We start from the raw sequence: 24,793 nt of genomic DNA, 5'->3' as shown, positions 1-24,793 counted from the left end.
ACCAACAGGAGAGGATAGCCCCGTGTTCGAGATCGAGAATCCCCCTTCTTCGCGCATCCTTGGCAGGCGGCGCCGGCTGGCGGCGTGCCCGCTCGCCCCGCTGATCGCCCTTGCGCTGGCATTCCCCACCGCCGCGCTGGCGCAGGACCCGGCGGCGACGCTGCCGCAAGACCCCGCGGCGGCGCAGACGCCGGCATCGCCCCCGATCGGCACGGAGATCGAACAAACCGACACGCCCGCCGACGCCGGTTCCGGCGACATCGTCGTCACCGGATCGCGGATCGTGTCGAACGGCTTCAGCGCGCCGACGCCGACGACCGTGATCGGGGCCGAGCAACTCGCGCTCAACGCACAGCCCAACGTCTTCAACAGCATCGCGCAGCTGCCGTCGTTGCAGGGATCGACCGGCGTCACCACCGGCACCAATAGCACCTCCAGCGGGACACAGGGACTCAGCTCGTTCTCGCTGCGCGGTCTCGGCACCATTCGCACGCTGACCCTGCTCGACGGCCAGCGCGTCGTCGGCGCGAACGTCACGGGCGTGCCCGATATCAGCCAGTTTCCCCAGTTGCTGATCGAGCGGGTCGACGTGGTGACCGGTGGCGCGTCCGCCTCCTATGGCTCCGATGCGGTGGGCGGCGTCGTCAACTTCATCACCAACAAGCGGTTCAAGGGGATCAAGGGCAACCTGCAGGGCGGCATCAGCGACTATGGCGACGACGAACAGGTGCTGGCGCAGCTCGCCTTCGGCACCTCGTTCCTGAACGACCGGCTGCACCTGATCGTCAGCGGCGAATATTCGCACGAAGGCGGCATCGGCCCCGGCGGTTACGGGGAAGAAGGCCCGGCCGGTCGCGACTGGTACACCACCGCGACGCTGGTCAATCGCGGCATCACCAACGACGGCGCGCCCCAGTTCAACTACCGTGAACACGCGCAGGCCTATCAATACACCAAATACGGCCTCATCAACAACGGTCCGCTGCAGGGGATCGCCTTCGACCAGTCGGGCCAGCCCTTCGCCTTCAACTACGGATCGAACGGGGTGCCGCGACGCAATGCCAATGGCGATGTCGCGGGATGCTATGTCGGCTTCTGCATCGGCGGCGACCTGTCGGGCAATGTCGGGATCGGCACCACGCTGAAATCCCGGCTCGACCGCTATAACGGCTATGGCCGCATCGGGTTCGACATCGATGCCGACAACGAGGTCTATGCGACGGTCAACCTGTCGCAGGTCGACACCAGCAACCAGCCCAATCCCGGCGCCGCTCAGACCAGCCTGAACATCAGTTGCGCCAACCCGTTCCTGCCGCAATCGGTGTCGGCCGCCTGCGCCACCGCCGGGATCACCGGCTTCCGGTACGGCGTCACCAACGCGATCCTGCCCAACATCAAGGTCTTCCCGTCGCGCAAGCAATATCGCTTCGTCGGCGGCGCGACCGGCAAGCTCGCCGCATTCGGCACCGACTGGCGCTACGACGCCTATTACGAGCATGGCGAGAACATCACCGACATCACCGTCGAGAACATGCTGATCCCGCGCCGCTATCTTCAGGCGATCGACGCGGTGCGCGAAAACGGCACCATCGTCTGCCGCAACGTCGCCGCGCGGGCCAACGGATGCCAGCCGCTCAACATCTTCGGCGGCGCGACCCCGTCATCCGCGGCGCTGTCATACCTCCAGCCGGAAAACGGGCCGTTCCAGCACACCCGCCAGACGCAGGACGTGGCGAGCGTCAACCTGTCGGGCGATCCCTTCGCCACCTGGGCGGGCCGCGTCTCGATCGCGACGGGCGTCGAGTGGCGGCGCGAGTTCTACCGCGTCACCTCCGACCCCTATGGCAACGGCATCCTGACCGGGGCGACCGCGTACAATGCCGATTATCCGGCCGATCCGCTGTTCGATAACGGCGGCGGCAACTGGTACGCCGGCAATTACCGCGCGGGACGCGGCGTGTTCACGGTGCTGGAAAGCTATCTGGAGGCGAACGTCCCCCTGCTCGACGATCCCGACGGGCTCGGCCGCGCCAACCTGAACGTGGCGGGGCGCGCCACCCGCTACAGCACGTCCGGCACCGTCTATACGTGGAAGGTGGGCGGCACCTGGGATACGCCGCTCGACGGCGTGCGGCTGCGCGCGGTCACCTCGCGCGATGTCCGCGCGCCCAACCTGTCGGAACTGTTCGCGGCACCGATCTCGGTCAACGTGCCCAACTTCACCAACCCGTTCACCAACACGTCGGTCGTCATTTCGCAGAATACGATCGGCAACGCGAACCTGGTGCCCGAATCCGCGCGCAACACCGAACTGGGCATCGTCCTGTCGCGGCCCAAATGGCTGCCCGGCCTCAGCGTCTCGGTCGACTATTACAACATCAAGATCAGCGACGTGATCTCGGCGCTCGGTGCCCAGCAGCTGGTGAACTATTGCCAGGAGGGCGTCACCCAGCTGTGCGGCGCATTCTTCCTCGACGGTCCCGGCGGACAGGGCAATTTCGTCAACGTGCAGCCGTTCAACCTCGCCTCGATCAAGACCGAGGGCTTCGATATCGAGGCCAGTTATCAATACCGCCAGCCACTGGGCCTGCCCGGCACGTTCACCCTGCGCGGGCTGGCCACCCATGTCCGCAAGTTCGTGACCGACCTGGGCCTGCCGCGCACGATGCCGGTCGACAGCGCCGGCGCGAATTCGGGCAATACGCCATCGTGGAAATGGCTGGCGACGCAGACCTATACGCAGGACCAGTTCTCCCTCCTCCTCCAGCAGCGCTGGTTCTCGGACGGGGTATTCGGCAACCAGTACATCGTCTGCCAGACGAACTGCCCGACCTCGACCGCCAACGCGCCGACCATCGACTTCAACCGGATGAAGGGTGCGTTCTATTTCGACGTCGGCGGTAGCTACACGTTCGGCAAGGGCCTGAACGCGTATTTCAAGGTCGACAACCTGTTCAACCGCGACCCGACGCCGTCACCGCAGACCAATACCGGCGTCGACATCAATCCCGCGCTCTACGATATCATCGGACGGGTGTACCGGGTCGGCGTACGGTTCAATTTCTAGGAAAATTCCCTGTCGATGCTGACGGATACGGCATCGCGGCTTATCGAGTTCCCCCCTGCCCCGGCCATCCGGCCGGGGCCTTTTCCCCGAAGGACCGGCACCATGGAGTTCAGGATCGCGATCGTGCGGACGGCACTGACCGCAGGACTGGTGGCCACGGTCGCGCCCGTATCGGCGCAAACCCCGTCGACCCACCCCGGGTCTTCACAGGCCGTATCGTCGCGGGCCGTATCGTCACGGGGCCTTTCCACGCTGCAAACCGCCCCCACCGATGCGCGCGCCCTGACGGTACGCGGCCGGGGCGACGGACGGGCCGACGATACCGCCGCGATCCAGCGTACGATCGATGCGGCCGCCGACCGGGGCGGCGGGGGCATCGTCTTCCTGCCCGCCGGCGAATACCGGATCACCCGCACCCTGTTCCTGTGGCCGGGCGTCCGCCTGTTCGGCACCGGCCCGACCCGGCCCCGGATCGTGCTGGGCGACCGCACCCCCGGTTTCCAGCGCGGCCTCGGCACCATGATCGTCTTCGCCGGTGCCCGCCGCGACGGCGACGGTGTCAGAAGCGACGACGGCCGGCCCGCCGCCCGGCCGCGCGTACCGTTCCCGGTGCCCGGCAGCGTGCCGTTCGATCCGATGATCGCCGATGCCAATCCCGGCACCTTCTATTCCGGGATCAGCAATATCGACATCCGGATCGGCGCCGGCAATCCGGCCGCCGCCGCGATCCGGTTCCACGCCGCCCAGCATGCCTTCGTCACGCATATGGACTTCGATCTCGGCTCCGCCCTCGCCGGGCTCTATCAGGTCGGCAACATCGGACAGGATTTGCGCTTTCGCGGCGGCCGATACGGCATCCTGACCGAAAAACCGTCCCCCGCCTGGCCCTTCGCCCTGATCGACGCGACGTTCGAAGGCCAGCGCGAGGCCGCGATCCGCGAGCATGAGGCGGGGCTGACGATGGTGAACGTCGCGATCAGCGATACCCCCGTCGGCATCGATATCGACAAGGGTTATGGCGACTGGCTGTTCGGCAAGGACGTGCGCTTCGAGAACGTGTCACGCGCCGCCGTGGTCGTCTCCAACGAGGGCAACGCCTATACCCAGGTGTCGTTCGAAAACGCGCTGGCGGCGAACACCCCCGTTTTCGCCCGTTTCCGCGACAGCGGCAGGACGGTCGGCGGATCGGGTCGGGCCTATGGCGTCGCGCGGTTCAATTACGGCCTCGCCGTTCCCGGCTTCGACCGGATGGGCGAGTATGATACGGCGATGAAGGCATCGCCCCTCGCCGCCCTGCCCCCGCGTCGCACCGCGGCGATCCGGGCGCTGCCGGCCAGCGGCGATTGGTACAATGTCCGCGACGGCGGCGCGAAGGGCGACGATCGCACCGACGACACCGTCGCGATCCAGCGCGCGATCGACACGCATCGCACGGTATATTTCCCCGCGGGCCGCTATATCGTCACCGATACGCTGCGGCTCCGGCGGGACAGCGTGCTGATCGCGCTTCATCCCAATCTGACGCAGATCATCCTGCCCGACGGCACGCCCGCCTATCAGGGCGTCGGCGCGCCCAAGGCGCTGGTCCAGACGGCGGAGGGCGGCGATGCGATCGTATCGGGCATCGGCCTGTTCACCGGCGGTATCAATCCCCGCGCCACTGCCCTGTTATGGACGGCAGGGGCGGAATCGCTGGTGGACGACGTCAAGTTCCAGGGCGGGCACGGCACCGATCTGGCCGGCGGCAAGCGCTTCATCCCCTATAACGCCAACGCGACCGGCGATGCCGATCCCGCCAAGCGGTGGGACGCGCAATATCCCAGTCTGTGGGTGACCAAGGGGGGCGGCGGCACGTTCAACAACATCTGGACGCCGAACACCTATGCCCAGGCCGGGCTGTACGTGTCGGATACCGAGACGCCGGGCCATGTCTACCAGATGTCGGCGGAACATCACGGCCGGGTCGAGATCGCACTCAACCGCGTCGCCAACTGGGAACTGATCGCCCCCCAGACCGAGGAGGAAGGCGGCGAGAGCCGGGATGCCGTCGCGCTGGAGATCAGGGACTCGCGCGATATTCTGGTTGCCAACCTTCATGCCTATCGCGTCACCCGGACCGCCAAGGCGAAACCGGCTGCGGTCACCCTATACAACAGCAGCGGCATTCGCTTTCGCAATATGCATGTGAATGCCGAAAGCGGGCTGGGCACCTGCGACGAGAATGGCTGCGCCACGTTCCTGCGGGCCAACAAATTCCCCTACGAGAACGCGATCGTCGACATGGCGCGCGGTCGACAGGTCCGCGAGCGTCAATTCGCCACATTCGACGTCCCAGGCCCCGCCACGCCGAGCGCCACGCCGAGCGCCACCGCCCCGTCCGCAGCGGGCACGACTAGGGTGGAGAAGATCGCCGACGGCTTTGATGCGCTTGGCGGTGCTGCGGTGACGCCGGACGGTACGCTCTATTTCGTCGATCGCACGCAGCAGCGCATCTATCGCTGGTCGGATACGACCGGGCTGGGGATCGAGCGCGACAACACGCTGGACCCGGTGAATCTGGCGGCGGACGCATCGGGCAACCTGATGGTCCTGTCCGCCGCCGGGCGCGACGGCACCGTCTACGGCTTCCGCCCCGGATCGTCGGAACTGGCCTTGACGATCATCCCGCCGACCCGCGTCGCCTCTCACCCGAACGCGGCCACGGCGTTGCCCGGCAACTGGTGGGTCAATGGCGAATTCCGGGATCGGCTGGATGTCGCGACCTATCGTTTCGAAACGCTGGCGGATATGTTTGCCCGCGACGTCGTCGTGCCGGGCACGCGCGAATATGTCTCACCGGATGGCAGTCTGGTGTTGCCTGCCTATCGTACCTTTCAGCAGGGGCCAGCTGACTTCCGTGCGCGCCGCTTCTCGCATGCGCTGGACACCTATGGCTTCGTGCGGGGGCGGCCGGGCGAGCGCATCCACGTTAGCAACGCGTCCGAGGCACGCACCTACAGCGCCCTCGTCGGCCCAGGCGGCAGCCTGACCGATCTGAAACCCTTTGCAGATCGCGGCGGCGAAAGCGTGGCGACCGACAGGCGAGGACGCGTGTTCATCGCGAACGGCCAGGTCTTCGTCCATGATCGCAATGGTCGGGCGTTGGGCCGGATCGACGTGCCGGAGCGGCCCGTGCAATTGATCTTCGGCGGCAAGGACGAGGACACCCTGTTCGTTCTGACCCACCGTTCGCTCTACCGCGTCCGGCCATGAGCCGGCGCACCGACAGGAGTAAGATGATGAACCGGCTGGTCCCCATCCTCGCAAGCGTCGTGGCCCTGTCGTCGCCATTGTCGGCCGAGGCGCAGAACCAGTACAAGCTGCTCGTCCTCGCCCGGCCCAGCACCTACCATTACGAATACATCCCCATTGCCCGGGACAGCCTGGAAAAGCTGGCGAAGCTTCATGCGTTCGACCTCGTTTTCACCAACAAGACCGAGATATTTGAAGGCGACCTGCGACAATATGCCGCGATCATGTTCCTCAACACCGCCGGAAGCGAACTGACCCAGCCGCAGCGCCGGAATTTCGAGGCGTATATGCGAGCCGGTGGCAATGCCATGGTCGTCCACCGTGCCGCGATCATGCCGGCGAACGACTGGCCATGGTACGAGAAGATGGTCGGTCGTGCCGTTGGCGTGCACCCGATGCTCCAGACCGGAGTCGTGACCGTCGTCGATCGTGGCTTCCCCGCCACCTTTGGCCTGCCGGACCGTTGGCTGTGGAGCGACGAGTTCTATGTCACCACCAATCCATATCGCATCGCGATCGATCCGGTGCTGAACGTCGACGAAACCAGCTACGATCCCACGAAGATCTGGCCCGGACAGGTATCGCGTCCAATGGGGCGCGATCACCCCATCGCATGGCACCACCGGTATGAGGGTGGCCGCGTGTTCGTCACCACGCTGGGCCATAACGGCGAAATGTACCGCGACCCGACCTATCTCGGCCACCTGATGGGCGGCATCCACTGGAGCGCCACCGGCCTCGGTCGCCGACCATAATGGCCTTCGGGGATGCCGGCACCGAGGCCCAGGACGCTTTGGGTCAGGTCGTGTCCGTCAACGTGGTGTAATTTCGGGTGTGGCCCCGGGCCGCATCGTTCAGGCGGCCTTGGGTGTAATCTGTAGCGGCGTCACCTCCTCGATCTGTGGTGTGGCGAGAGCGACCATGCCCTCGATCTGCATGTAGCGGTTCTGGAGCTGGAACTCGTCGTTCTGCTCGAGGAGCACGGCGCCGATAAGACGGATGATGCTGTCCTCGTTGGGGAAGATGCCCACCACGTCAGCCCGGCGCTTCACCTCCTGGTTGAGCCGTTCGAGCGGGTTGGTGCTGTGCAGCTTCACCCGGTGCTGCTCGGGAAAGGTCATGTAGGCGAGCACGTCGTGCTCGGCGTTGTCCATGCAGGCGCCGAGTTTCGGCCAACCAATGTGCGCAACTGCTCCTCGGCATCGGCATAGACGCCGCGATAGGTCGGGTAGAGCGCGAGCTCGACCATCCAGCGCAACCGGTCGTCGATCGCGAAGCCGGCCGCGGCGAGATGGCGGTCGATCTCGTCCTTACGGATCGGGCTGACGCCCTTGTTCTCGCGCAACGCGATGACCGTCTTCAGGTCAGCGATGCGCTGCGCGTCCCACCCTTGTGCTTCGAGCGCGCTCTGCTCGTCCGGCAGGAACGACATATGTCCGCCCCGCGACGTCAGACGGTGGAAATAGTCGACGAAGGCGCGATTGGTGGCCGAGTGATATTCGGCATCGTCCGGCGTCGCGCGCTGTTCTGTGCAGACCTCGGCCAGCCGCTCCTCGTGCATCGCCCTCGCGATCGCCTGCAGCTTGCGTTCGGTCAGGCCGCGGCTGGCGCGAATACGGTCGTTCAACATGGACACCACCCGATCATAGGACGCGGTCAGGACCGCGCCCCGGTGACGCGCCTGCAGCCGGTCGGGGGTCCCGAGCGACAGGCGGACATCAATGGGCTTATCATGGAACGAATAATGAACCCGGCGCCACCAGAAAATGTGGCCGCGGCCATAGACATGCTGGAGCGAGGCCAAGGACGTTGATCTCCCCGCACACCCCATTGGCGCAGCCGACTGTACACACTGGGGCATCCGGACCGGGGTTAGCCAGTTCAATCAATCACTTAGCGAGAAATTGGCTGGGGCGGCAGGATTCGAACCTGCGGATGGCGGCACCAAAAGCCGCTGCCTTACCACTTGGCGACGCCCCAGCAGAGCGCGGGCTTATAGCGCAGCCCGCGTGGTTGGGAAGACCGTTTACAACCGATGCAGCCAACCATGGGGATCGGGGGCCGTGCCGCGCTGGATCGCGACCAGCGCCTGATGCAGCCGGTCGGTCACCGGGCCGCCGGTGCCGTCGCCGACCGTGAAGTCGCCGTCGCGATCCGCGATGCGGCCTACCGGGGTCACCACCGCCGCCGTGCCGCAGGCGAACGCCTCGACCAATCGGCGGCTCTGTGCATCGGCGCGCCACTGGTCGATCGCATAGGGCTCCTCGCGCACGGTCAGGCCGGCGTCGCGCGCCAGCGTCAGCAGCGAATCACGGGTGATGCCCGGCAGGATCGTACCGGTCAGCGGCGGCGTCTGCAGGCTGCCGTCGGCGAAGACGAAGAACAGGTTCATGCCCCCCAGTTCCTCCACCCAGCGCCGCTCCACCGCATCGAGGAAGACGACCTGATCGCAGCCATGCGCGATCGCCTGTTTCTGCGCGATCAGGCTGGCGGCATAATTGCCGCCGCACTTGGCCGCACCGGTACCGCCGAGCGCAGCACGGGTATGATCGCGGCTGACCCACACCGTAATCGCCCGCACCCCGCCCTTCCAGTAGGCGCCGACGGACGAGGCGATGACCATGTAGAGATATTCCGCCGACGGCTTCACGCCCAGGAACACCTCCGACGCGATCATGAAAGGCCGCAGGTAGAGCGCCCCGTCGCCTTCGGGAATCCAGTCGCTGTCTGCCGCGACCAGCCGCTCGATCGATTCGATGAACAGGTCGTCGGGCAGTTCCGCCATTGCCATCCGCCGTGCCGAATCGCGGAACCGCGCTGCGTTCGCCTGCGGCCGGAACAACGCGGTGCCGCCATCGGCCAGCCGATACGCCTTCATCCCCTCGAATATCTCCTGCGCATAATGCAGGACCGATGAGGCAGGATCGATCGGCAGCGGCGCCCGCGCCGTGATGTGCGCATCGTGCCACCCTGCCTGATCGGAATAGCGGATCACCGCCATGTGATCGGTGAAGACGCGTCCGAAACCCGGATCGATCAATCGCTTGGCCCGCTCCGCCGCTTCGACCGGGGCGGCATGGGGATCGTGGCGGAAGGCGGCAGGCACAAGGGCGGACATTTCGTATCGTTCTCTTATCTCATGGGGTTGCGGACGCGTAGGAGTGCGGCTTAGACGGGTCAACATGGCTGTCTCAGCACCTCTTCCCCCCGCCCAGTTCCTCCGCGAGCCCGAATTGCGCCGCGGCCTGGAACTCCTGTATTTCGGCCACAGCCACCTGAATCGCTCGATCGATCGCGATCTGGCGAGGCAAGGACTGGGCCGTGCCCATCATCGTGCCCTATATTTCATCAGCAGGAAACCCGATCTGACCGTCAGCGAGCTGTTGTCGTTGCTTGCCATTACCAAACAGTCACTTGGACGCGTACTCAACGAGCTGACGGAGCGCGATCTGGTCGAGAATCGCGCCGGTGAGCGTGATCGGCGCCAGCGCCTGCTCCGGCTGACCGATGCGGGCAAGAAGCTGGAAGGCGAGTTGTTCGATGCCTGGAAGCAGAAAATCTCAGCGGCCTACACCCATGCCGGGCCGGCGGCGGTCGCCGGCTATTGGGCGGTACTGGAAGGCATGATCCCGGAAGAAGCGATGCCGCAGGTCGAGGGGCTGCGCCGCTAGGCCAGCGGTGGCACAGCGGTGCGGGTCGATTATCGCTCCCGCGCCGCCGCCGCCATCTCGCCGTTACGCCGCGCCGATGCCGCGAGCGTTTCGATCAGCAACCGTTCCAGCGCGCGATCGGCGTCGAGTACATTCAGCCCTTCGCGCGTCGATCCGCCGGGGCTGGCGACGCGGTCGGCCAGCACCGCCGGCGGCACATCCGCCGTCACCGCCATCGCCGACGATCCGGCCAGCGTCGCCAGCGCCAATCGCCGTGCCTGTTCCTCGGGCAGGCCCAATGCCGCCCCCGCCACTGCCAGCGCATCGGCAAAGCGGAAGACGAAGCCCGGCCCGCAGCCGGCCAGCGCGGTGACGGCATCGAACGAGCCTTCATCTGCCACCCATTCGACATGCCCCAGCACCGCTGCCAGAGCCTCTGCGGCCTGCCGGACACCAGCATCGGTCGTTGGCGTGTACAACGCGGTAACGCCCTGCCCGATCGCGACCGGCAGATTGGGCATCGCGCGCACGATGGCCGCCGCCTCGATCCGCCGCGCCAGCGCCGCCACCTCGACACCTGCGAGGATCGACACCAACAGCGCCGGACGTACATCGGCAAGCAGGGGGGCGATCACATCCAGCTGCTGAGGCTTCACCGCCAGCACCAGCGTCGCCAGACGTTCGTCCGTGGGGATCGACGTGATCGATCGCACGCCGTCCGGCACGCCGCGTCCGCTGCGCGTCACCACCGTGATCGCCGCCGGGTCGAGCCCGGCGGCCAGCCACCGGCGCAACATCGCGCCGCCCATGTTGCCGCATCCGATCATCCAGAACGGACCGACGGGCATCGTGGCGGTACTCATGCCTCGCCCTGCGTTTCGACCAGTGCGGCGGCAAGCGCATCCCGGGGACTCTTTCCGCCCCACAACACGAACTGGAACACCGGATAGAAGCGCTCGCATTCCTCGATCGCTGATTCGACCAGCAGTTCGGCACCGCCCAGCGTCATCGTGCGGTCGTCGTCACCGTCGATCATCGCGGCATGGCGGAACAGCAGGACGCCCGTGGAGGACCATAATTCGAAATGGCCGATCCACAGCTGTTCGTTGACGAGGCCGATCGCCTCGTAGATCGATCCACGCCGGTCCTCGGGCACCTTGATATCGGGAAACGCCAGAAACTGGAGGACGCTGTCATCCTCCCGCCAGAGCGCGCGCAACTCATAAGTCGCCCAGCTACCCTTTACCGAGGCGACGATCTCCTCGTCCTGCCGTTCATGGTCCCAGCCATGCGCGGCGTAATAAGCCTCAAGCATATCGATCGGGGCGGCATCGTCATCGTCGTGTTCGGTCTGGTCGAGCATCAATGTCTAGTCGCACGGGGCGAGCCGGCTGGCAAAGGCCGACACGATCCCGTGCGATCCCTGTCAGACGGTCGGCAACGGATTGCTGGCCTTCGCCTCCAGCGCGTCGAGACGGGCGCGCAGCGTATCCGCCTCGTCCCGCGCGGCGGCCGCCATCGCCTTCACCGCGTCGAATTCCTCACGACTGACGAAATCGAGCCCGCCGATCCATTCCCGCGCGCGCGATCGCGCACTGGCTTCCGCCTCCCGGCCCATGCCGGCCACCGTGCCCGCGGCACCGTTCACGAGCTTGGCGAAATCATCGAAGAAGCGGTTTTCGGATTGCATGCTGATATCCCCAGGGGCGATGAAACGCGTCGTCACGACATTTGGGACGTGACGGGCGAGGGCACAAGGGTTTCCGCCGCCGGGTTCAGCCGGTCGATGCTCCATGTCAGCACCCCGGCGAAACTGATCCAGACCAGATACGGCACCATCAGCCATGCCGCCAGTCGCCGCACGCGCGCGAACGCGAAGGTGGTGGCGATGCCGATCACCAGCATCGCGGCGATCAGCCAGACCGCCGCCGACACCAGATGGGCGCCGAAGAACAGCGGCATCCACGCCAGCGACAGGCCGAACCCAAACATGAACAATCCGGTCGCCAGCCCCCGCCCCGGCGCCGATCGCGCGGCAAGGACGATCGCCAGCGCGAGGCCGAGCAGGACATAGATCGTCGTCCAGGCCACCGGAAACACCCAGTCGGGCGGCGTCTGTGCGGGCCGGGAAAGCGCCATGTACCATGCATTGCCGCGCCCCGCCGGCGCCGACATGCCCGAGGCGAAACCGAGCAGCAGCACCAGCGGTACGGTGATCGCGCTCCATCGCAACAGGGAAACGGTCCGGGTCGATCGAATGGCCATACCGGCCCAAATCCTGCGCCCGGCTATCGTTCCCCGGCCGGGCCGTCGCCGCGTACCGCCGCGATCAGGAATTCGACATTGCCTTCCGGCCCGGTGATCGGGCTGGGGGTGATACCCACGACCGTCCAGCCCTGTCCGGTCAGCCAGATGGCGACATCATCGCAGACCCGGGCATGGATGACAGGGTCCCGCACCACCCCGCCCTTGCCCACCTCGCCGCGCCCCGCCTCGAACTGCGGCTTCACCAGCGCGCACAGCCGCGCATCGGTGCGTGTGAACGACAATGGCCGTTCCAGCACCTTGGCCAGCCCGATGAAGCTGGCGTCGCAGACGATCAGGTCGACGGGTTCCGGAATGTGGGTCGGCGTCAGGATGCGGGCGCTGGTCTGTTCGTGGACGATCACCCGTTCGTCCTGCCGCAGCGACCAGGCAAGCTGGTTGGTGCCGCTGTCGACCGCATAGACGCGGGCCGCGCCGCGCTGAAGCAGCACGTCGGTGAAGCCGCCGGTCGACGATCCGACATCGATCGCGACCGCACCGGCCACGTTCCAGCCGAAGTGATCCAGCCCGTGTGCCAGCTTGATGCCGCCACGCGATACCCAAGGATGATCGCGGCCGCGCACGTCGAGCGCGATATCGTCGGCCAGTTGCTGGCCGGGCTTGTCGACCTTGCGCGTGCCCGCGAACACCAGCCCGGCCATGACGAGCGCCTGCGCCCGCGCGCGCGATTCGACGAGGCCCCGATCGACGAGCATCTGATCCACGCGCTGCTTGGCCATCGCTGCCCTATCGCGCTGCGGGCGGGCGGCGGCAAGTCCCGGCAGGGTTTGCGGCGGTGGTTCCACGGGGTAAGGCAGGGCGATGACCCGAACGATCGCCAGTGTGGCGGCAGGCGTGGCGGCTGCGGTCGCCTGTGTCCTGACCCCCCTGTCCGCCCCGGCCGAGGTCGCGGCATTCGACCTCGCCGGCCCGCGCCTGACGGTGACGGTGACCCGCGCAGGCGTGACCCTGCCGATCGCGCAGGTGCCCGATCTGGCGGCGGGGGACGAGATGCTGGTGCGCGCGGACCTGCCAGCCGACCAGTCCGCGCATTATCTGCTTGTCGTCGGTTTCCTGCGCGGCGCCACCAATCCGCCACCCAAGAAATGGTTCTTCCGCGCCGAAACCTGGAAGAAGAAGCAGCGGGACCTGCGCATCAAGGTACCCGCCGGCGCGCAGCAGGCCATCGCCTTCCTCGCCCCGGAAACCGGGGGTGATTTCGGCACGCTGACCGGGGCGGTCCGCGGCCGCCCCGGCGCGTTCGTGCGCGCGTCGCAGGACCTCAATCAGGCGGCGCTCGATCGCGCCCGGCTCGATGCCTATGTCACCGGCGTCAACCGGCGCGACGCGGAAGGCGGCACCCGGCTGGAGGAAGCGTCGCCCGCGCTCGCCCGCAGCCTCGCGATCCAGCTGAAGGCGGAATGCCTGACCCGCCCCGCCGAACTTCAGGCCGGCTGCCTGACCGGCGGTCGCGAGGCACTGGTCCTGAGCGACGGGCACAGCAGTACCATGGCGGAGGCGCTGACCGGCACCCCCACCGACCTCGCTTTTCAATTGAGCGCGACGCCGCAGGGGGGGGCGGGTTATTACAGCCCCTATATCGGCGTGGTCCGCGACGTTGCCCGCATCCTCGGCGCATTCCGCACCGCTAGTTATCAATATATCCCGGCGCTCAACACGCATGACGGCGATCGGCTGGGCCTGCTGCTGAACGCCGCGCCCTCGTTCAACCGGCCGCAATCGGTGATCGTCGCGGCGCTGCCGCCGGTCGGCCCCGCCTCGTTGCCGCCGTTACGGGCGACATCGCCCGCGGCGGCGCAGTGTCTGGCCCGACCGGGGCTGGTGCTGCCGGTCGAGGGAGCACCGCTGATCTATGCGACCCGCTATGCCCGCGACATGGCGCTTCGTGTCGCGGGGCGCGATGGACAGGAAATCGACCTGCCCGTCGTCGCCGATGCCGAACGCGGCGGCTTCATCGTCCGGGAACCGGTGCCGCGATCGATCGCCTTCGAACAGGAACTGACCGGGCGACTGCATGGACGATGGGGCTTCACGCCGTTCGACGGTCCTCGCTTTCGCCTGCAAGGTCCGCAGGACGCCGCATGGCGCGCCGGAGAGGGTACGTCCCTGGTCGCGGGCCGTGACAATGCGGTCGAACTGACGGGCGCAGCCTCCGCCTGCATCGAGGCGATGGAGTTACGCCTGCCCGGTGACGGTGTTCGCGCCGTGACGTGGGAGGCGCGCGGGGCGAACCGCGTGTCGGCCAAACTGCCGCTTGCCGATGTACCCCCGGGGGCGGTCACGCTGCGGATCGGCCGATACGGCGTCGCCGACCCGCTCGACCTGCCGCTGCGGGCCTATACGGAGGCCGGACGGATCGACGGGTTGACGCTTCATGCCGGCGATCGGGCCGGAACGCTCGCGGGGGCGCGGCTCGACACGGTCGCCTCGCTGACGGTCGAGGGCATTGTCTTCACGCCGGGTGCGCTGGCGCGGGTCGACGGCGGCGACCGACTGACGATGACGGCGGCGGCACCGTTGTCGCTGGCGGCGGGCGAGACGCGTGGCGCGACCGTGACGCTGGCCGATGGCCGCACCGTGGCTACCCGGCTGCGCGTCGCGCCCGCCCGGCCGGCGGCGACGTTGCTGACGCGCAGCGTGACGTCGGCACTCCCGCCCGCCCCCGTATCGATCACGCTGCCGGAGGGTGTCGTCGCGGCGGGCGACCGGCTCACCTTTTCGTTCCGGGCCGCCGGAACGACGCGGTTCACCGCCACGGACCGGATCGAAATCGGCAGCGACGATGCGAGCGCCAAGACCGCCGTGACGCTGCAGGATGCGCAGGTCGGGGTTGCCGCGATCACGCCTGCCACCGCGCTCGGCGCGTCGGCGGCGGGGCCGCTGCGGTTTCGCCCGGTGCAGGGCGATGTCGCTGGCGACTGGCAACCTTTGGCGACGTTGGTCAGGGTGCCGGTGCTGACCGCGCTGACCTGCTCCGACGTCTGCACGCTCACGGGTCGCGACCTGTTCCTGCTCGCCGGTGTCGCCGACCGGATGGTGCCCGAAGGGTTCACCGGCGACCGCCTCACCTTTTCCCCGCCCGCCGGCGGTGGCCCGGTCCCGGTCCGCCTGCGCGATGCGCCGGGGTCTACCGCCACGCTTGCCCTTCCCCGCCCCGGAGCGACGCCATGACCGATACCCCGCCCGAGATCACGACGATCGGCTCCCGCATCGCCTATCGCAACCGCTGGCTTCAGGTCCGTGAGGATGAGGTGCAGCGCGCCGATGGATCGCGGGGCATCTACGGCGTCGTCGAGAAACCCGATTTCGCGGTGATCGTGCCGGTCGAGGCGGACGGATCGCTCCATTTGGTCGAACAATATCGCTATCCGGTCGGCGGTCGTTACTGGGAATTGCCGCAAGGCGCATGGGAACAGGCGCCCGAAGCCGATCCGATCGATCTCGCCCGGGGTGAACTGCGCGAGGAGACCGGGCTGGTCGCGGGGCGGATGGTGCATCTCGGCCATCTGTTCCTAGCCGCCGGCTTCGCGAACCAGGGTTATCATGTCTTCCTGGCAGAAGATCTGACCCGCACCGACACCGCGCTGGAGGTCGAGGAACAGGGCCTCGTCACCCGTGCCTTTCCGCGTGCCGAGGTGATCGACATGATCCGCAGCGGCCGGATCAAGGACGCGACCACGGTCGCCGCCTTGTCGCTGGTCGACCTGCACCGACCGATCTGACGCGGACAAAAAAAGACCGGGTCGAAGCCCGGTCATGAAAGTTTTTAGGAGAGGATGCCTGAAAGGCCTGATCCTGTTACCCCGGCCCTATACCGCAAACAATTGCGTTTAACGCTATCATAGATGCAGAATTTGCAATCGTTATCCCAGCAACACATCAATGGCGGTCAGTTCGTCCGTCGTCAGCGCAGGGGCATTGACGGCATCGAGTAGCTGATCCAGCTGTTCCAGGGTGCGCGCGCCGATCAGGGCGGAGGTGACCCGTGGGTCGCGCAGCACCCACGCCACCGCCATCTGCGCCAGACTTTGCCCGCGGGCCTGCGCGATCGTGTTCAGTCCCCGCAGCTTGCCCAGCACCGCGTCGGTCAGCCGGTCGGGTGTCAGCGTGCGCGCCTTGGCCAGCCGCGTGCCTGCCGCCGGTGCGCCGCCATCGAGATATTTGTCGGTCAGCAGCCCTTGCGCCAGCGGGGAGAACACGATGCAGCCGCTGCCCGTCTGCGCCAGCGTATCGAGCAGACCATTCTCGATCGTGCGTTCCAGCATCGAATAGCGCGGCTGATGGATCAGCAGGGGGATGCGTTCCTCCGCCAGGATCGCCGCGATCCGTGCCGTTGCATCGGGCGTATAGTTCGAGACGCCGACATACAGCGCCTTGCCCTGCCGGTGCAGATGCGCCAGCGCGCCAGCGGTTTCCTCCAGCGGGGTGGTCGCATCCATGCGGTGCGAATAGAAGATGTCGACATAATCGAGACCCATCCGCTTGAGGCTCTGCTCGGCACTGGCGATCACATATTTGCGGCTGCCCGATGGCCCGCCATAAGGCCCCGGCCACATGTCATACCCCGCCTTGGACGAGATCAGCAGTTCGTCGCGATACGGCGCGAAATCCTGCGCCATCCAGCGTCCGAAATTCTCCTCCGCGGAGCCGTAGGGCGGGCCGTAATTGTTCGCGAGATCGAAATGCGTCACCCCCCGGTCGAAGGCACGGCGCAGCAGCGCCCGCCCCGTCTCGAACACGTCCTGCCCGCCGAAATTCTGCCACAGCCCCAGCGAGATGGCCGGCAGGTCGAGCCCGCTGCGCCCGCACCGGCGATATGGCATCCGCCCGTCATATCGGTGGGCATCGGGCTGATAGGGCATGGCTTTTCCTCGTGATGATTTCGACACGGCTAGGAATTGCAGGCCGCGCGGTCAACGCGTAGTGGGCGGGCGGAGGGGTTTTGTATGACATTCGACGCATCCGATCATCCGCACCGGCGGCGAAACCTGCTGACCGGCGAATGGGTGCTGGTCTCGCCCCATCGCGCCAAGCGGCCATGGCAGGGCGAGGAGGCCCCGCCCGCCCCCCCGCGCGGGCCGACCTACGATCCGAACTGCTATCTCTGCCCCGGCAACGTCCGCACGGGTGGCGAACGCAATCCCGATTACGCCAGCACCTTCGTCTTCCCCAACGACTTCGCCGCCCTGTTGCCGAATACGCCCGCCCCGGTCGACGATCCGCTGTTTCCCGCACAGGGGGCCAGTGGCGAGGCACGGGTGATCTGTTTCTCTCCCGATCATTCGCGGACCCTGCCGGAACTGACCGACGCCGAACGCCGGGTGATCGTCGACACCTGGGCCGATCAGTCCGCCGAACTCGGCGCCCGCTGGGCGCATGTCCAGCTCTTCGAGAACAAGGGCGCGATGATGGGCTGTTCCAGCCCCCATCCACACGGCCAGGTATGGGCCGGCGATTTCGTCCCCGCGCATGTCGCGCGTGAGGACGAAGGACAGCGCGCCTGGATGGCCGAGCACGGCACCGTCCTGCTCGATGCCGTCGCCGAGCGAGAAGCCGGTGGCGAGCGCGAGGTGGAGTCGAACGACCATTGGCTCGCGATCGTGCCGTGGTGGGCGGCGTGGCCGTTCGAGACGCTGATCATCGCACGCGATCCCGTCGTGCGGATGGAGGACCTGTCGGATGCGGCGCGCGATGCGCTGGCCAGCCTGCTGGGCCGGCTGATGGCGCGGTACGACAACCTGTTCGCGACCAGCTTTCCCTATTCCTTCGGGTGGCACGGCTGCCCGCACGGCATTGCCGACACCGCGCCGTGGCGGTTGCACGCGCACGTCTTCCCGCCCCTGCTGCGGTCGGCGACGGTGCGCAAGTTCATGGTCGGGTTCGAGATGCTGGGCGAACCCCAGCGCGACCTGACGCCCGAGCAGGCCGCCGAACGGCTGCGCGCGGCAAGCCCCCTATTGGAGAAACGTGCATGACCGACCTCGCCGCCCGCCTGTCCGCCGGCTTCACCGCCGCCTTCGACGGATCGCCTGATGGCGTCGTCCGCGCGCCCGGCCGCGTCAACATCATCGGCGAGCATACGGATTACAACGACGGTTTCGTCCTGCCCTGCGCGATCCCCGTCGAGACGCGGATCGCGTGGCGCGCCCGCCCCGATACGACCGTCCGCGTCGTCGCGATCGAATTCGGCAACGAGCAGGACGAGTTCGACGTCGCCCAGCCGATCGAGCATGCCCCCGATGGCGGCTGGCGCGATTATGTGCGCGCCATGATCGCGACGCTGGTGAAGGAGGGCCGCACGCTGCGCGGTGCGGACCTCGCCATCGTCGGCGACATTCCGCGCGGCGCGGGGCTGTCGTCGTCCGCCTCGCTGGAGGTGGCGGTCGGCCACGCGATGCTCGCCGTGCTGGGTGAAACGCCCGACGCCACCAGGATCGCTGTGCAGGCGCAGACCGCCGAGAACGATTTCGTCGGCATGAAGTGCGGGGTGATGGACCAGCTCGCCTCGGCCGCCAGCGTCGCCGACGCCGCGCTGCTGATCGACTGCCGCTCGCTGCAGACGCGGGCGATCCCGATCCCCGCCGGCACCGCGATCGTCATCATCCATTCGGGCGTCGTCCGTGGTCTGGTGGAAGGGCACTACAACCGCCGCCGCGCCGAATGCGAGGAAGCCGCCCGTATCCTCGGCGTCTCCAAGCTGCGCGATGCGACGCTGGACATGATCGCCGCGGCCGGGCTGACCGGCGACGTGCTGGCCCGCGCCCGCCACGTCGTGACCGAGGACGACCGCGTGATCGCGGCCGCCGAGGCGCTGGCATCGGACGACCTGCGCACGATGGGCCGGCTGATGGCGGAAAGCCACGCGTCGATGCGCGACGATTTCCAGGTCACCGTCCCCAAGGTCGACGAACTCGCCGCCACCGCGCACGACCTGATCGCGACGCTGTGCGACGGTCAGGGTGGGGCACGCATGACCGGCGGCGGTTTCGGCGGCGCGGTCGTCGCGCTGATGCCCGAAAGCGGCGTCGACGCGGTGACCGCCGGTATCCGCGAACGCTACCGCACGCCGGCGGGCGAGGAACCGGAGATCATGGTCGCGCGGGCCGTGGCGGGAGCGGGCAAGGTCGACTAGCACCGCAATGCCGCCCCCTGCCGCGCCGGACATGCCGCCTGCCTTCTACGATCGCCCCGTCCTCGATCTTGCCCGTGCACTGATCGGGTGCCGGCTGCTCGTGGACGGGGTCGGTGGCATGATCGTCGAGACGGAGGCGTATCATGCCGGGGATGCCGCTTCGCACAGCCATGCCGGGATCACCCCGCGTACCGCCACGATGTTCGGCCCGCCCGGTCGCGCCTATGTCTATCGCAGCTACGGCCTGCACTGGTGCATGAACGTCGTCGGCGGTCGCGAACCCGGCGCGGCGGTGCTGCTGCGCGCGATCGAGCCGGTCGAGGGATTGGCGATCATGGCGACGCGGCGCGGGGCCGGGTCGCCTGTGCCAGGCGCTGGGCATCACCGCCGCGCTGGACGGCCAGCCGCTCGACGCCCCGCCTTTCACGCTGTTGCCACGGGTGGAGGAGCCAGACCTTCAGGTCGGTCCCCGCATCGGCATCACCCGCGCCGCCGCCGAGCCGTGGCGCTTCGGGCTTGGTGGCTCCCGTTTTCTCAGCAAGCCGTTTCGACGGATCGACTGACGGGCCCTTCATCCCTGCCCCATCCTCCCCTAAGCGCCGGGGCATGATCGATTTTCGCGTCGCACCCCTCCTGCTGACCTGCTGTTCCGCCGGGGCGCTTGCGCAGACAGCGCTCGACACGCTGCCGCCGGAGATCATCGTTACCGGTCGAGGTCTCGCTGACCGGCCCGGCGATCGCGCGTTCGATGTCGTCGAGATCGATCGCACGCGGATCGAGGCCAATGCCGCGAACCGGCTCGAAAGCGTTCTTGCCGATGTCGCCGGGCTGCAGCAGTTCCGCCGGTCGGACAGCCGCACCGCCAATCCGACCAGCCAGGGCATCACCCTGCGCGGCCTTGGCGGCAACGCTGCCAGCCGGGCGCTGCTGATCCTCGACGGGGTACCGCAGGCCGATCCGTTCGGCGGCTGGGTGGCATTTCCCGCTTATGCCACCGACCGGATAGGCCGCATCCGCGTGACGCGTGGTGGCGGCAGCGGCTTCTATGGTCCGGGCGCCCTGGCAGGAACGATCGAACTGGACAGCGCGACGCCCGACCAGCTCGCGCCGCTGGCCGGCAACGTGGCCTATGGCAGTCGCGACTCGATCGATGCGCAGGCGTCGGCGGCGCTGGTCCGGCCGGGCGGGTTCGCGGTGCTGTCGGGTGCCTATACGCGCGGCGACGGGTTCACCCCGATCGTCGCGGCGAACCGGGGGCCGGTCGATCGGCCCGCCCCCTATGAACAGGCATCCGGCGCGCTGCGTACCGTCGTCGCGCTGGCGCCGCAGACCGAGTTGCAGGCGAACGTCGCCGCCTTCACCGACACGCGCGATCGCGGCACGCCGTTCACCGCCAACCGGTCGGAGGGGGCGGATGCCAGCCTGCGCCTGGTTGGCCGTGGCCGCTGGAGCTGGTCGGCGCTCGGTTATGTCCAAAGCCGCGCCTTCGCCTCCAGCTTCGCCAGCGTGAACGCCGCCCGGACGACCGCGACGCAGACGCTGGACCAGTACAACACCCCCGCCACCGGCCTTGGTGCGCGGGTGGAGGTGGCGCCGCCACTGGGCGAGGCGATCCGGTTGCGGCTGGGGGCGGACCTGCGCCGCGTGGCGGGACGCACGCAGGAGAACTTCACCTTCGTAGCCGGCAGCCCGACCCGCCGCCGCGTCGCGGGCGGGCACAACGTGACCGGCGGCCTGTTCGCCGACGGCAACGTCGAGGCGGGGGCGCTCACCCTGTCGCTCGGCGGCCGGATCGACCGGTGGCGGATCGCCGGCGGCTTCCTGCGCGAACAGACGCTGGCGACCGGCGCCGCGATCACCGACCTGTCTTTCAGGGATCGACGTGGCACGGAGGCGACCGGGCGTGTCGGCCTCGCCTGGCAGATCGCGGGGCCGGTGACGCTGCGTACCGCCGCCTATCGCGGCTGGCGACTGCCGACGCTCAACGAACTCTATCGCCCGTTCCGGGTCGGGCCGGATGCGACCGCCGCCGACGCCACCCTGTCACCGGAGCGCCTGTCCGGGGTGGAGGGCGGCATCACCCTCACGCCGACCGGATCGACCAGCATCGCCGCGACCTGGTTTCACAACGTGATGGACGACGCGATCGCCAACGTCACCGCCGGCACCGGTCCCGGCAGCTTTCCGCTGGTCGGCTTCGTGGCGGCGGGCGGCGTGTACCGCGTCCGCGCCAATCTGGACGGCATCCGCTCGAACGGGCTGGAGGTGGATGCGACATGGCGCCCCGGCCCGGTCGGAGTGCGCGCATCCTGGTCGCATGTCGATGCGCGGGTGCGGGCGGACGGTGCCGCCGCCCCGCTCGACGGACTGCGCCCGGCGCAGACACCGCGCGATCAGGTGTCGGCGACGGTCGACGGCCGCTATCGCGGGGCCGCCGCCGCCGTCACCCTCCGCCATGTCGCCCGCCAGTTCGAGGACGACCAGAACCGCCGGACGCTGGCCCCCGCCACGACGGTCGACGCCTATGTCGCGATCCCGCTGAACGCCGCCCTCGCGATCGAGGGCCGCGCGGAGAACCTGACCGATGCACGGGTCGAGGCGGGGATCAGCGGCGCCGATATCGTCGAGCGCGCCACGCCGCGCACCCTGTGGCTGGGCCTGCGTTACCGACCATGACGGTCTGGTTGGGTGGAGGAGGATCGGGCATGACGGCGCGATGATGCAGCTTGCCGGCCTGTTCACCTATCCCGTCAAAAGCCTGCGCGGCCATGCGGTCGACGACGCGATGATGGAACCGTGCGGGCTGGCGGGCGACCGCCGGTGGATGCTGGTCGATCCGGACGGTCGCTTCATCACCCGGCGACAGGTGCCCGCGATGACCGCCTTGTCCGTGGAAACCACGGCGGACGGCCTGATCCTCCGCCACCCCGACCATGGCGATTGTCGCGTGACCACCCCCGATGCCGCCGCGCCGGTGATCGACGGTCGTGTGTGGAAGGACGAACTGCCGGTCCGCCTCGGCAACCCGCAGGCGGACGGCTTTCTCGCCGCGATCCTCGACCGGCCCGCCCGGCTGGCGTGGCAGTACGATCCGCGCCGCCGCCCCATCGCGCCCGCCCATGCCCGTCCGGGCGAGCATGTCAGCCTTGCCGACGGTTTTCCGCTACTGGTGACGACCGAAGCGTCGCTTGCCGCGCTGAACGAGCGGCTGGCGGTGGCCGTACCGATGGCGCGGTTCCGCCCCAATCTGGTGATCGCGGGGGCCACGCCATGGGCAGAGGATCGCTGGCGACGGATCAGGATCGGCAATGTCGAACTCCGTCTCGCCCGCCCGTGCGCGCGCTGCATCGTCGTGACGCAGCAGCCCGATACCGGCGAGCGGCTGGAGGGCAACGAGCCCCTGACGACGTTGCGCGCGATGGGCCATGCCACCACGGCAGGGATCATGTTCGGCCAGAACGCGGTCCCCGAACGCCTGGGCATGGTGCGGATCGGCGATCCCGTCGAGGTCATCGAAACCGGTAATGGGTTTGGCTGATCGGTCCCATGAAGGATACCCCCATGAAACTGCTTCCGGCGCTCCTGCTGTCCGCGCTCGCCCCCCTGCCCGCCATCGCGCAGGCGCCGGCCGCCGCCGCCACCGCCACCGCCACCGGTACCGATGCACGGTTCGATGCACTGGCGACGGCGGAATACCGGTGGCGTCGATCGCTGTCGGGCACCGATGAGAACACTTCCCGGAACCAGCGTCGCGGCCTGCCCGATGTCGGCCCCGCGATGCAGGCGATCAAGACGAAGCGGTGGACCGAGACGCTGGCCGCGCTCGCCGCGATCGATCCGCGCACGCTGTCGCCGGCGGCTCGCGACAACTACGCCGTCTATCGCGGCCAGATCGAGGCGCTGCTCGCCGAACAGCGCTTCCGCGAGTACGAAAAGCCGCTGAACGCCGATAGCAGCTTCTGGGGCGACCTCGGCTACTTCACCCGCGCGACCTATCGGACCGAGGAGGATTATCGCGGCTATCTGCGTATCCTCGCCGAGTTACCGCGTTATTTCGACCAGAATGTCGCCAATATGCGCGCCGGCCTGAAGCGCGGCTTCACCCCGCCACGGGTGACGTTGCAAGGCCGCGATGTCGGTGTCGCGGCGGTGGCGAAGGCCGGCGGCGATACCTCCACCTTCTACGCGCCGTTCAGGACGATGCCCGCCACCATCCCGGTCGCGACGCAGGCGGCGCTGCGGGCAGAGGCGTTGCGGGTGATCGCCGGTGCGGTGGTCCCCGCCCATGCATCGCTGCTCGCCTTCCTGCGCAACGAATACATCCCTGCTGCCCGGACCGGACTGGCGGCATACGACCTGCCGGATGGTCGCGCCTATTACGCGTCCAAGATCGCCGAATACGTCACCCGCGACCAGTCGGCCGATCAGATCCATGCGATCGGCCTGACCGAGGTCGCCAGGATCCGCACCCGAATGGGCGAGGTGATGAAGCAGGTGGCATGGCAGGGCGATCTCGCCGGTTTCCTCACGTTCCTGCGGACCGATCCGCAATTCTACGTGAAGACGCCGCAGGCACTGCTCGACCGGGCGGCATGGACCGCCAAGGAATTCGACGGCAAGGCCGCGCGCTGGTTCGGCCGCCTGCCCCGCGCCCGCTTCGCGATCGAACCGGTACCGGCGGAAATCGCCCCTTATTACACCGCCGGTCGCGGCGGTTCCGGCGTCTATCTGGTCAATACCTGGAACCTGCCGGCACGCCCGCTCTACTCGCTGCCCGCGCTGACGCTGCACGAAAGCGCGCCCGGCCATGCGTGGCAGATGTCGTTCTCTGCGGAATTGGACGACCTGCCTGCCTATCGCCGCAACACCTATATCTCGGCCTATGGCGAGGGCTGGGCGTTGTATTGCGAGGCGCTGGGCGAGGACATGGGGTTGTACCACACTCCCTACGAGACGTTCGGGATGCTCAGCTACCAGATGTGGCGCGCCGCCCGATTGGTGGTCGACACCGGCGTCCATGCCAAGGGCTGGTCGCGCGAACGGGCGCAGGCTTTCCTGCACGACAACACCGCGCTTTCCGATCACGAGATCACGACCGAGGTCGATCGCTACATTTCGTGGCCGGGCCAGGCCCTCAGCTATTACATGGGCGAACTGACCTTCCTCGCCGGGCGCGCGAAGGCGGAAAAGGCGCTGGGCGCGAAATTCGATATCCGCGCCTTCCACGATGCCATGCTGTCGCTGGGATCGGTGCCGTTGCCGATGGTGGACGCCCGCGTCGACCGCTTCATCGCCGATGGCGGCAAGGGCCCCTACCCGCTGTCATGA

19 protein-coding genes, 1 tRNA gene and 2 pseudogenes are annotated in these 24,793 nt (G+C 67.8%); 12 read left to right on the top strand and 10 right to left on the bottom strand.

Features of this window, described 5'->3' with window-relative positions:
* Window positions 1-22 precede the first annotated feature (22 nt).
* From IFT82_RS04200 to IFT82_RS04190, 3 genes are all read left to right on the top strand, one after another.
* Window positions 23-3,067 carry a TonB-dependent receptor plug domain-containing protein gene (locus IFT82_RS04200; protein ID WP_446740940.1) on the top strand — a complete coding sequence of 1,015 codons (3,045 nt, stop codon included), beginning with the start codon at window positions 23-25 and terminating at the stop codon, window positions 3,065-3,067.
* A 102-nt stretch (window positions 3,068-3,169) separates the two neighbouring features.
* Window positions 3,170-6,319, top strand: coding sequence for a glycosyl hydrolase family 28-related protein (locus IFT82_RS04195; RefSeq protein ID WP_192124810.1), 3,150 nt, complete (start codon window positions 3,170-3,172; stop codon window positions 6,317-6,319).
* 23 nt (window positions 6,320-6,342) lie between these two features.
* On the top strand, window positions 6,343-7,113 hold the full coding sequence (locus IFT82_RS04190) for a ThuA domain-containing protein (RefSeq protein WP_244646478.1): 771 nt from the start codon (window positions 6,343-6,345) through the stop codon (window positions 7,111-7,113).
* Window positions 7,114-7,212: 99 nt separating this feature from the next.
* On the opposite strand, the pseudogene IFT82_RS04185 reads toward IFT82_RS04190, so the two are convergent.
* The 4 genes and pseudogenes from IFT82_RS04185 to IFT82_RS04170 form a co-directional block, all read right to left on the bottom strand.
* A pseudogene (locus IFT82_RS04185) lies at window positions 7,213-7,530 on the bottom strand (transposase); the annotation flags it as partial.
* Window positions 7,476-7,988 (bottom strand): hypothetical protein, encoded by a 513-nt coding sequence (locus tag IFT82_RS04180; RefSeq protein WP_207105724.1) that lies wholly within the window; start codon window positions 7,986-7,988, stop codon window positions 7,476-7,478. The gene IFT82_RS04180 and the pseudogene IFT82_RS04185, both read right to left, overlap by 55 nt.
* 275 nt (window positions 7,989-8,263) lie before the next feature.
* Window positions 8,264-8,338: transfer RNA gene (locus IFT82_RS04175), tRNA-Gln, on the bottom strand.
* Between the two features lie 46 nt (window positions 8,339-8,384).
* Entirely contained in the window at window positions 8,385-9,476 is a 1,092-nt protein-coding gene (locus IFT82_RS04170) for a branched-chain amino acid aminotransferase (RefSeq protein WP_192124804.1), read from the bottom strand.
* Window positions 9,477-9,540: 64 nt separating this feature from the next.
* On the opposite strand from IFT82_RS04170, the gene IFT82_RS04165 reads away from it, so the two are divergent.
* Window positions 9,541-10,029 (top strand): MarR family winged helix-turn-helix transcriptional regulator, encoded by a 489-nt coding sequence (locus IFT82_RS04165; RefSeq protein WP_192125100.1) that lies wholly within the window; start codon window positions 9,541-9,543, stop codon window positions 10,027-10,029.
* A gap of 29 nt (window positions 10,030-10,058) precedes the next feature.
* Here the strand turns inward: IFT82_RS04165 and IFT82_RS04160 are convergent, their stop codons facing one another.
* The 5 genes from IFT82_RS04160 to IFT82_RS04140 all read right to left on the bottom strand — a co-directional run bounded on the left by IFT82_RS04160 (window position 10,059) and on the right by IFT82_RS04140 (window position 13,052).
* Complete coding sequence (locus IFT82_RS04160; protein ID WP_192124802.1) at window positions 10,059-10,871, bottom strand: pyrroline-5-carboxylate reductase family protein; 813 nt, start codon at window positions 10,869-10,871, stop codon at window positions 10,059-10,061.
* Window positions 10,868-11,371, bottom strand: a complete 504-nt coding sequence (locus tag IFT82_RS04155; RefSeq protein ID WP_192124800.1) for a YbjN domain-containing protein — start codon at window positions 11,369-11,371, stop codon at window positions 10,868-10,870. Before IFT82_RS04155 ends, IFT82_RS04160 begins: the two co-directional genes overlap by 4 nt.
* A gap of 63 nt (window positions 11,372-11,434) precedes the next feature.
* Window positions 11,435-11,698, bottom strand: a complete 264-nt coding sequence (locus tag IFT82_RS04150) for an accessory factor UbiK family protein (RefSeq protein WP_192124798.1) — start codon at window positions 11,696-11,698, stop codon at window positions 11,435-11,437.
* 32 nt (window positions 11,699-11,730) lie between these two features.
* Window positions 11,731-12,273 carry a TspO/MBR family protein gene (locus IFT82_RS04145; RefSeq protein ID WP_192124796.1) on the bottom strand — a complete coding sequence of 181 codons (543 nt, stop codon included), beginning with the start codon at window positions 12,271-12,273 and terminating at the stop codon, window positions 11,731-11,733.
* 23 nt (window positions 12,274-12,296) lie between these two features.
* Window positions 12,297-13,052 carry a TlyA family RNA methyltransferase gene (locus IFT82_RS04140; protein WP_192124794.1) on the bottom strand — a complete coding sequence of 252 codons (756 nt, stop codon included), beginning with the start codon at window positions 13,050-13,052 and terminating at the stop codon, window positions 12,297-12,299.
* A gap of 82 nt (window positions 13,053-13,134) precedes the next feature.
* Between IFT82_RS04140 and IFT82_RS04135 the strand changes: the two genes are divergently transcribed.
* A complete protein-coding gene (locus tag IFT82_RS04135; RefSeq protein WP_244646476.1) occupies window positions 13,135-15,504 on the top strand; it encodes a hypothetical protein in 2,370 nt (789 codons plus the stop codon).
* Complete coding sequence (locus IFT82_RS04130) at window positions 15,501-16,055, top strand: NUDIX domain-containing protein (RefSeq protein WP_192124792.1); 555 nt, start codon at window positions 15,501-15,503, stop codon at window positions 16,053-16,055. The genes IFT82_RS04135 and IFT82_RS04130 overlap by 4 nt, the downstream gene beginning before the upstream one ends.
* A gap of 141 nt (window positions 16,056-16,196) precedes the next feature.
* Here IFT82_RS04130 and mgrA read toward each other — a convergent pair whose 3' ends face one another.
* Window positions 16,197-17,195 (bottom strand): L-glyceraldehyde 3-phosphate reductase, encoded by a 999-nt coding sequence (mgrA, locus tag IFT82_RS04125; protein WP_192124790.1) that lies wholly within the window; start codon window positions 17,193-17,195, stop codon window positions 16,197-16,199.
* An 84-nt stretch (window positions 17,196-17,279) separates the two neighbouring features.
* Between mgrA and IFT82_RS04120 the strand changes: the two genes are divergently transcribed.
* The 6 genes and pseudogenes from IFT82_RS04120 (at window position 17,280) to IFT82_RS04095 (ending at window position 24,793) form a co-directional block, all read left to right on the top strand.
* Window positions 17,280-18,308, top strand: coding sequence for a UDP-glucose--hexose-1-phosphate uridylyltransferase (locus IFT82_RS04120; RefSeq protein ID WP_192124787.1), 1,029 nt, complete (start codon window positions 17,280-17,282; stop codon window positions 18,306-18,308).
* The gene (galK, locus tag IFT82_RS04115; protein ID WP_192124785.1) at window positions 18,305-19,465 is read left to right on the top strand and encodes a galactokinase; all 1,161 of its coding nucleotides are present in this window, start codon (window positions 18,305-18,307) and stop codon (window positions 19,463-19,465) included. The genes IFT82_RS04120 and galK overlap by 4 nt, the downstream gene beginning before the upstream one ends.
* Window positions 19,466-19,472: 7 nt before the next feature.
* A pseudogene (locus IFT82_RS21410) lies at window positions 19,473-20,028 on the top strand (DNA-3-methyladenine glycosylase).
* Between the two features lie 43 nt (window positions 20,029-20,071).
* Window positions 20,072-22,141, top strand: coding sequence for a TonB-dependent receptor (locus IFT82_RS04105; protein ID WP_192124783.1), 2,070 nt, complete (start codon window positions 20,072-20,074; stop codon window positions 22,139-22,141).
* A gap of 40 nt (window positions 22,142-22,181) precedes the next feature.
* Window positions 22,182-23,003 carry an MOSC domain-containing protein gene (locus IFT82_RS04100; RefSeq protein WP_199860317.1) on the top strand — a complete coding sequence of 274 codons (822 nt, stop codon included), beginning with the start codon at window positions 22,182-22,184 and terminating at the stop codon, window positions 23,001-23,003.
* A gap of 23 nt (window positions 23,004-23,026) precedes the next feature.
* The gene (locus tag IFT82_RS04095) at window positions 23,027-24,793 is read left to right on the top strand and encodes a DUF885 domain-containing protein (RefSeq protein ID WP_192124780.1); all 1,767 of its coding nucleotides are present in this window, start codon (window positions 23,027-23,029) and stop codon (window positions 24,791-24,793) included.

The organism is Sphingomonas sp. CFBP 8760, from assembly GCF_014841615.1.
In the GTDB taxonomy this organism is placed as follows: Bacteria; Pseudomonadota; Alphaproteobacteria; order Sphingomonadales; family Sphingomonadaceae; genus Sphingomonas.
Note: the sequence above shows the minus strand (reverse complement) of the source record. Positions and strands in the feature narration are given on the sequence as shown.

Excerpts from the sequence above, each read along its gene's own strand:
- IFT82_RS04195 (WP_192124810.1), top strand. The coding sequence starts at position 3,170 with ATGGAGTTCAGGATCGCGATCGTGCGGACGGCACTGACCGCAGGACTG.
- IFT82_RS04190 (WP_244646478.1), top strand. The coding sequence starts at position 6,343 with ATGATGAACCGGCTGGTCCCCATCCTCGCAAGCGTCGTGGCCCTGTCG.
- IFT82_RS04180 (WP_207105724.1), bottom strand. The coding sequence starts at position 7,988 with ATGTTGAACGACCGTATTCGCGCCAGCCGCGGCCTGACCGAACGCAAG.
- IFT82_RS04170 (WP_192124804.1), bottom strand. The coding sequence starts at position 9,476 with ATGTCCGCCCTTGTGCCTGCCGCCTTCCGCCACGATCCCCATGCCGCC.
- IFT82_RS04165 (WP_192125100.1), top strand. The coding sequence starts at position 9,541 with ATGGCTGTCTCAGCACCTCTTCCCCCCGCCCAGTTCCTCCGCGAGCCC.
- IFT82_RS04160 (WP_192124802.1), bottom strand. The coding sequence starts at position 10,871 with ATGAGTACCGCCACGATGCCCGTCGGTCCGTTCTGGATGATCGGATGC.
- IFT82_RS04155 (WP_192124800.1), bottom strand. The coding sequence starts at position 11,371 with ATGCTCGACCAGACCGAACACGACGATGACGATGCCGCCCCGATCGAT.
- IFT82_RS04150 (WP_192124798.1), bottom strand. The coding sequence starts at position 11,698 with ATGCAATCCGAAAACCGCTTCTTCGATGATTTCGCCAAGCTCGTGAAC.
- IFT82_RS04145 (WP_192124796.1), bottom strand. The coding sequence starts at position 12,273 with ATGGCCATTCGATCGACCCGGACCGTTTCCCTGTTGCGATGGAGCGCG.
- IFT82_RS04140 (WP_192124794.1), bottom strand. The coding sequence starts at position 13,052 with ATGGCCAAGCAGCGCGTGGATCAGATGCTCGTCGATCGGGGCCTCGTC.
- IFT82_RS04135 (WP_244646476.1), top strand. The coding sequence starts at position 13,135 with ATGACCCGAACGATCGCCAGTGTGGCGGCAGGCGTGGCGGCTGCGGTC.
- IFT82_RS04130 (WP_192124792.1), top strand. The coding sequence starts at position 15,501 with ATGACCGATACCCCGCCCGAGATCACGACGATCGGCTCCCGCATCGCC.
- mgrA (WP_192124790.1), bottom strand. The coding sequence starts at position 17,195 with ATGCCCTATCAGCCCGATGCCCACCGATATGACGGGCGGATGCCATAT.
- IFT82_RS04120 (WP_192124787.1), top strand. The coding sequence starts at position 17,280 with ATGACATTCGACGCATCCGATCATCCGCACCGGCGGCGAAACCTGCTG.
- galK (WP_192124785.1), top strand. The coding sequence starts at position 18,305 with ATGACCGACCTCGCCGCCCGCCTGTCCGCCGGCTTCACCGCCGCCTTC.
- IFT82_RS04105 (WP_192124783.1), top strand. The coding sequence starts at position 20,072 with ATGATCGATTTTCGCGTCGCACCCCTCCTGCTGACCTGCTGTTCCGCC.
- IFT82_RS04100 (WP_199860317.1), top strand. The coding sequence starts at position 22,182 with ATGATGCAGCTTGCCGGCCTGTTCACCTATCCCGTCAAAAGCCTGCGC.
- IFT82_RS04095 (WP_192124780.1), top strand. The coding sequence starts at position 23,027 with ATGAAACTGCTTCCGGCGCTCCTGCTGTCCGCGCTCGCCCCCCTGCCC.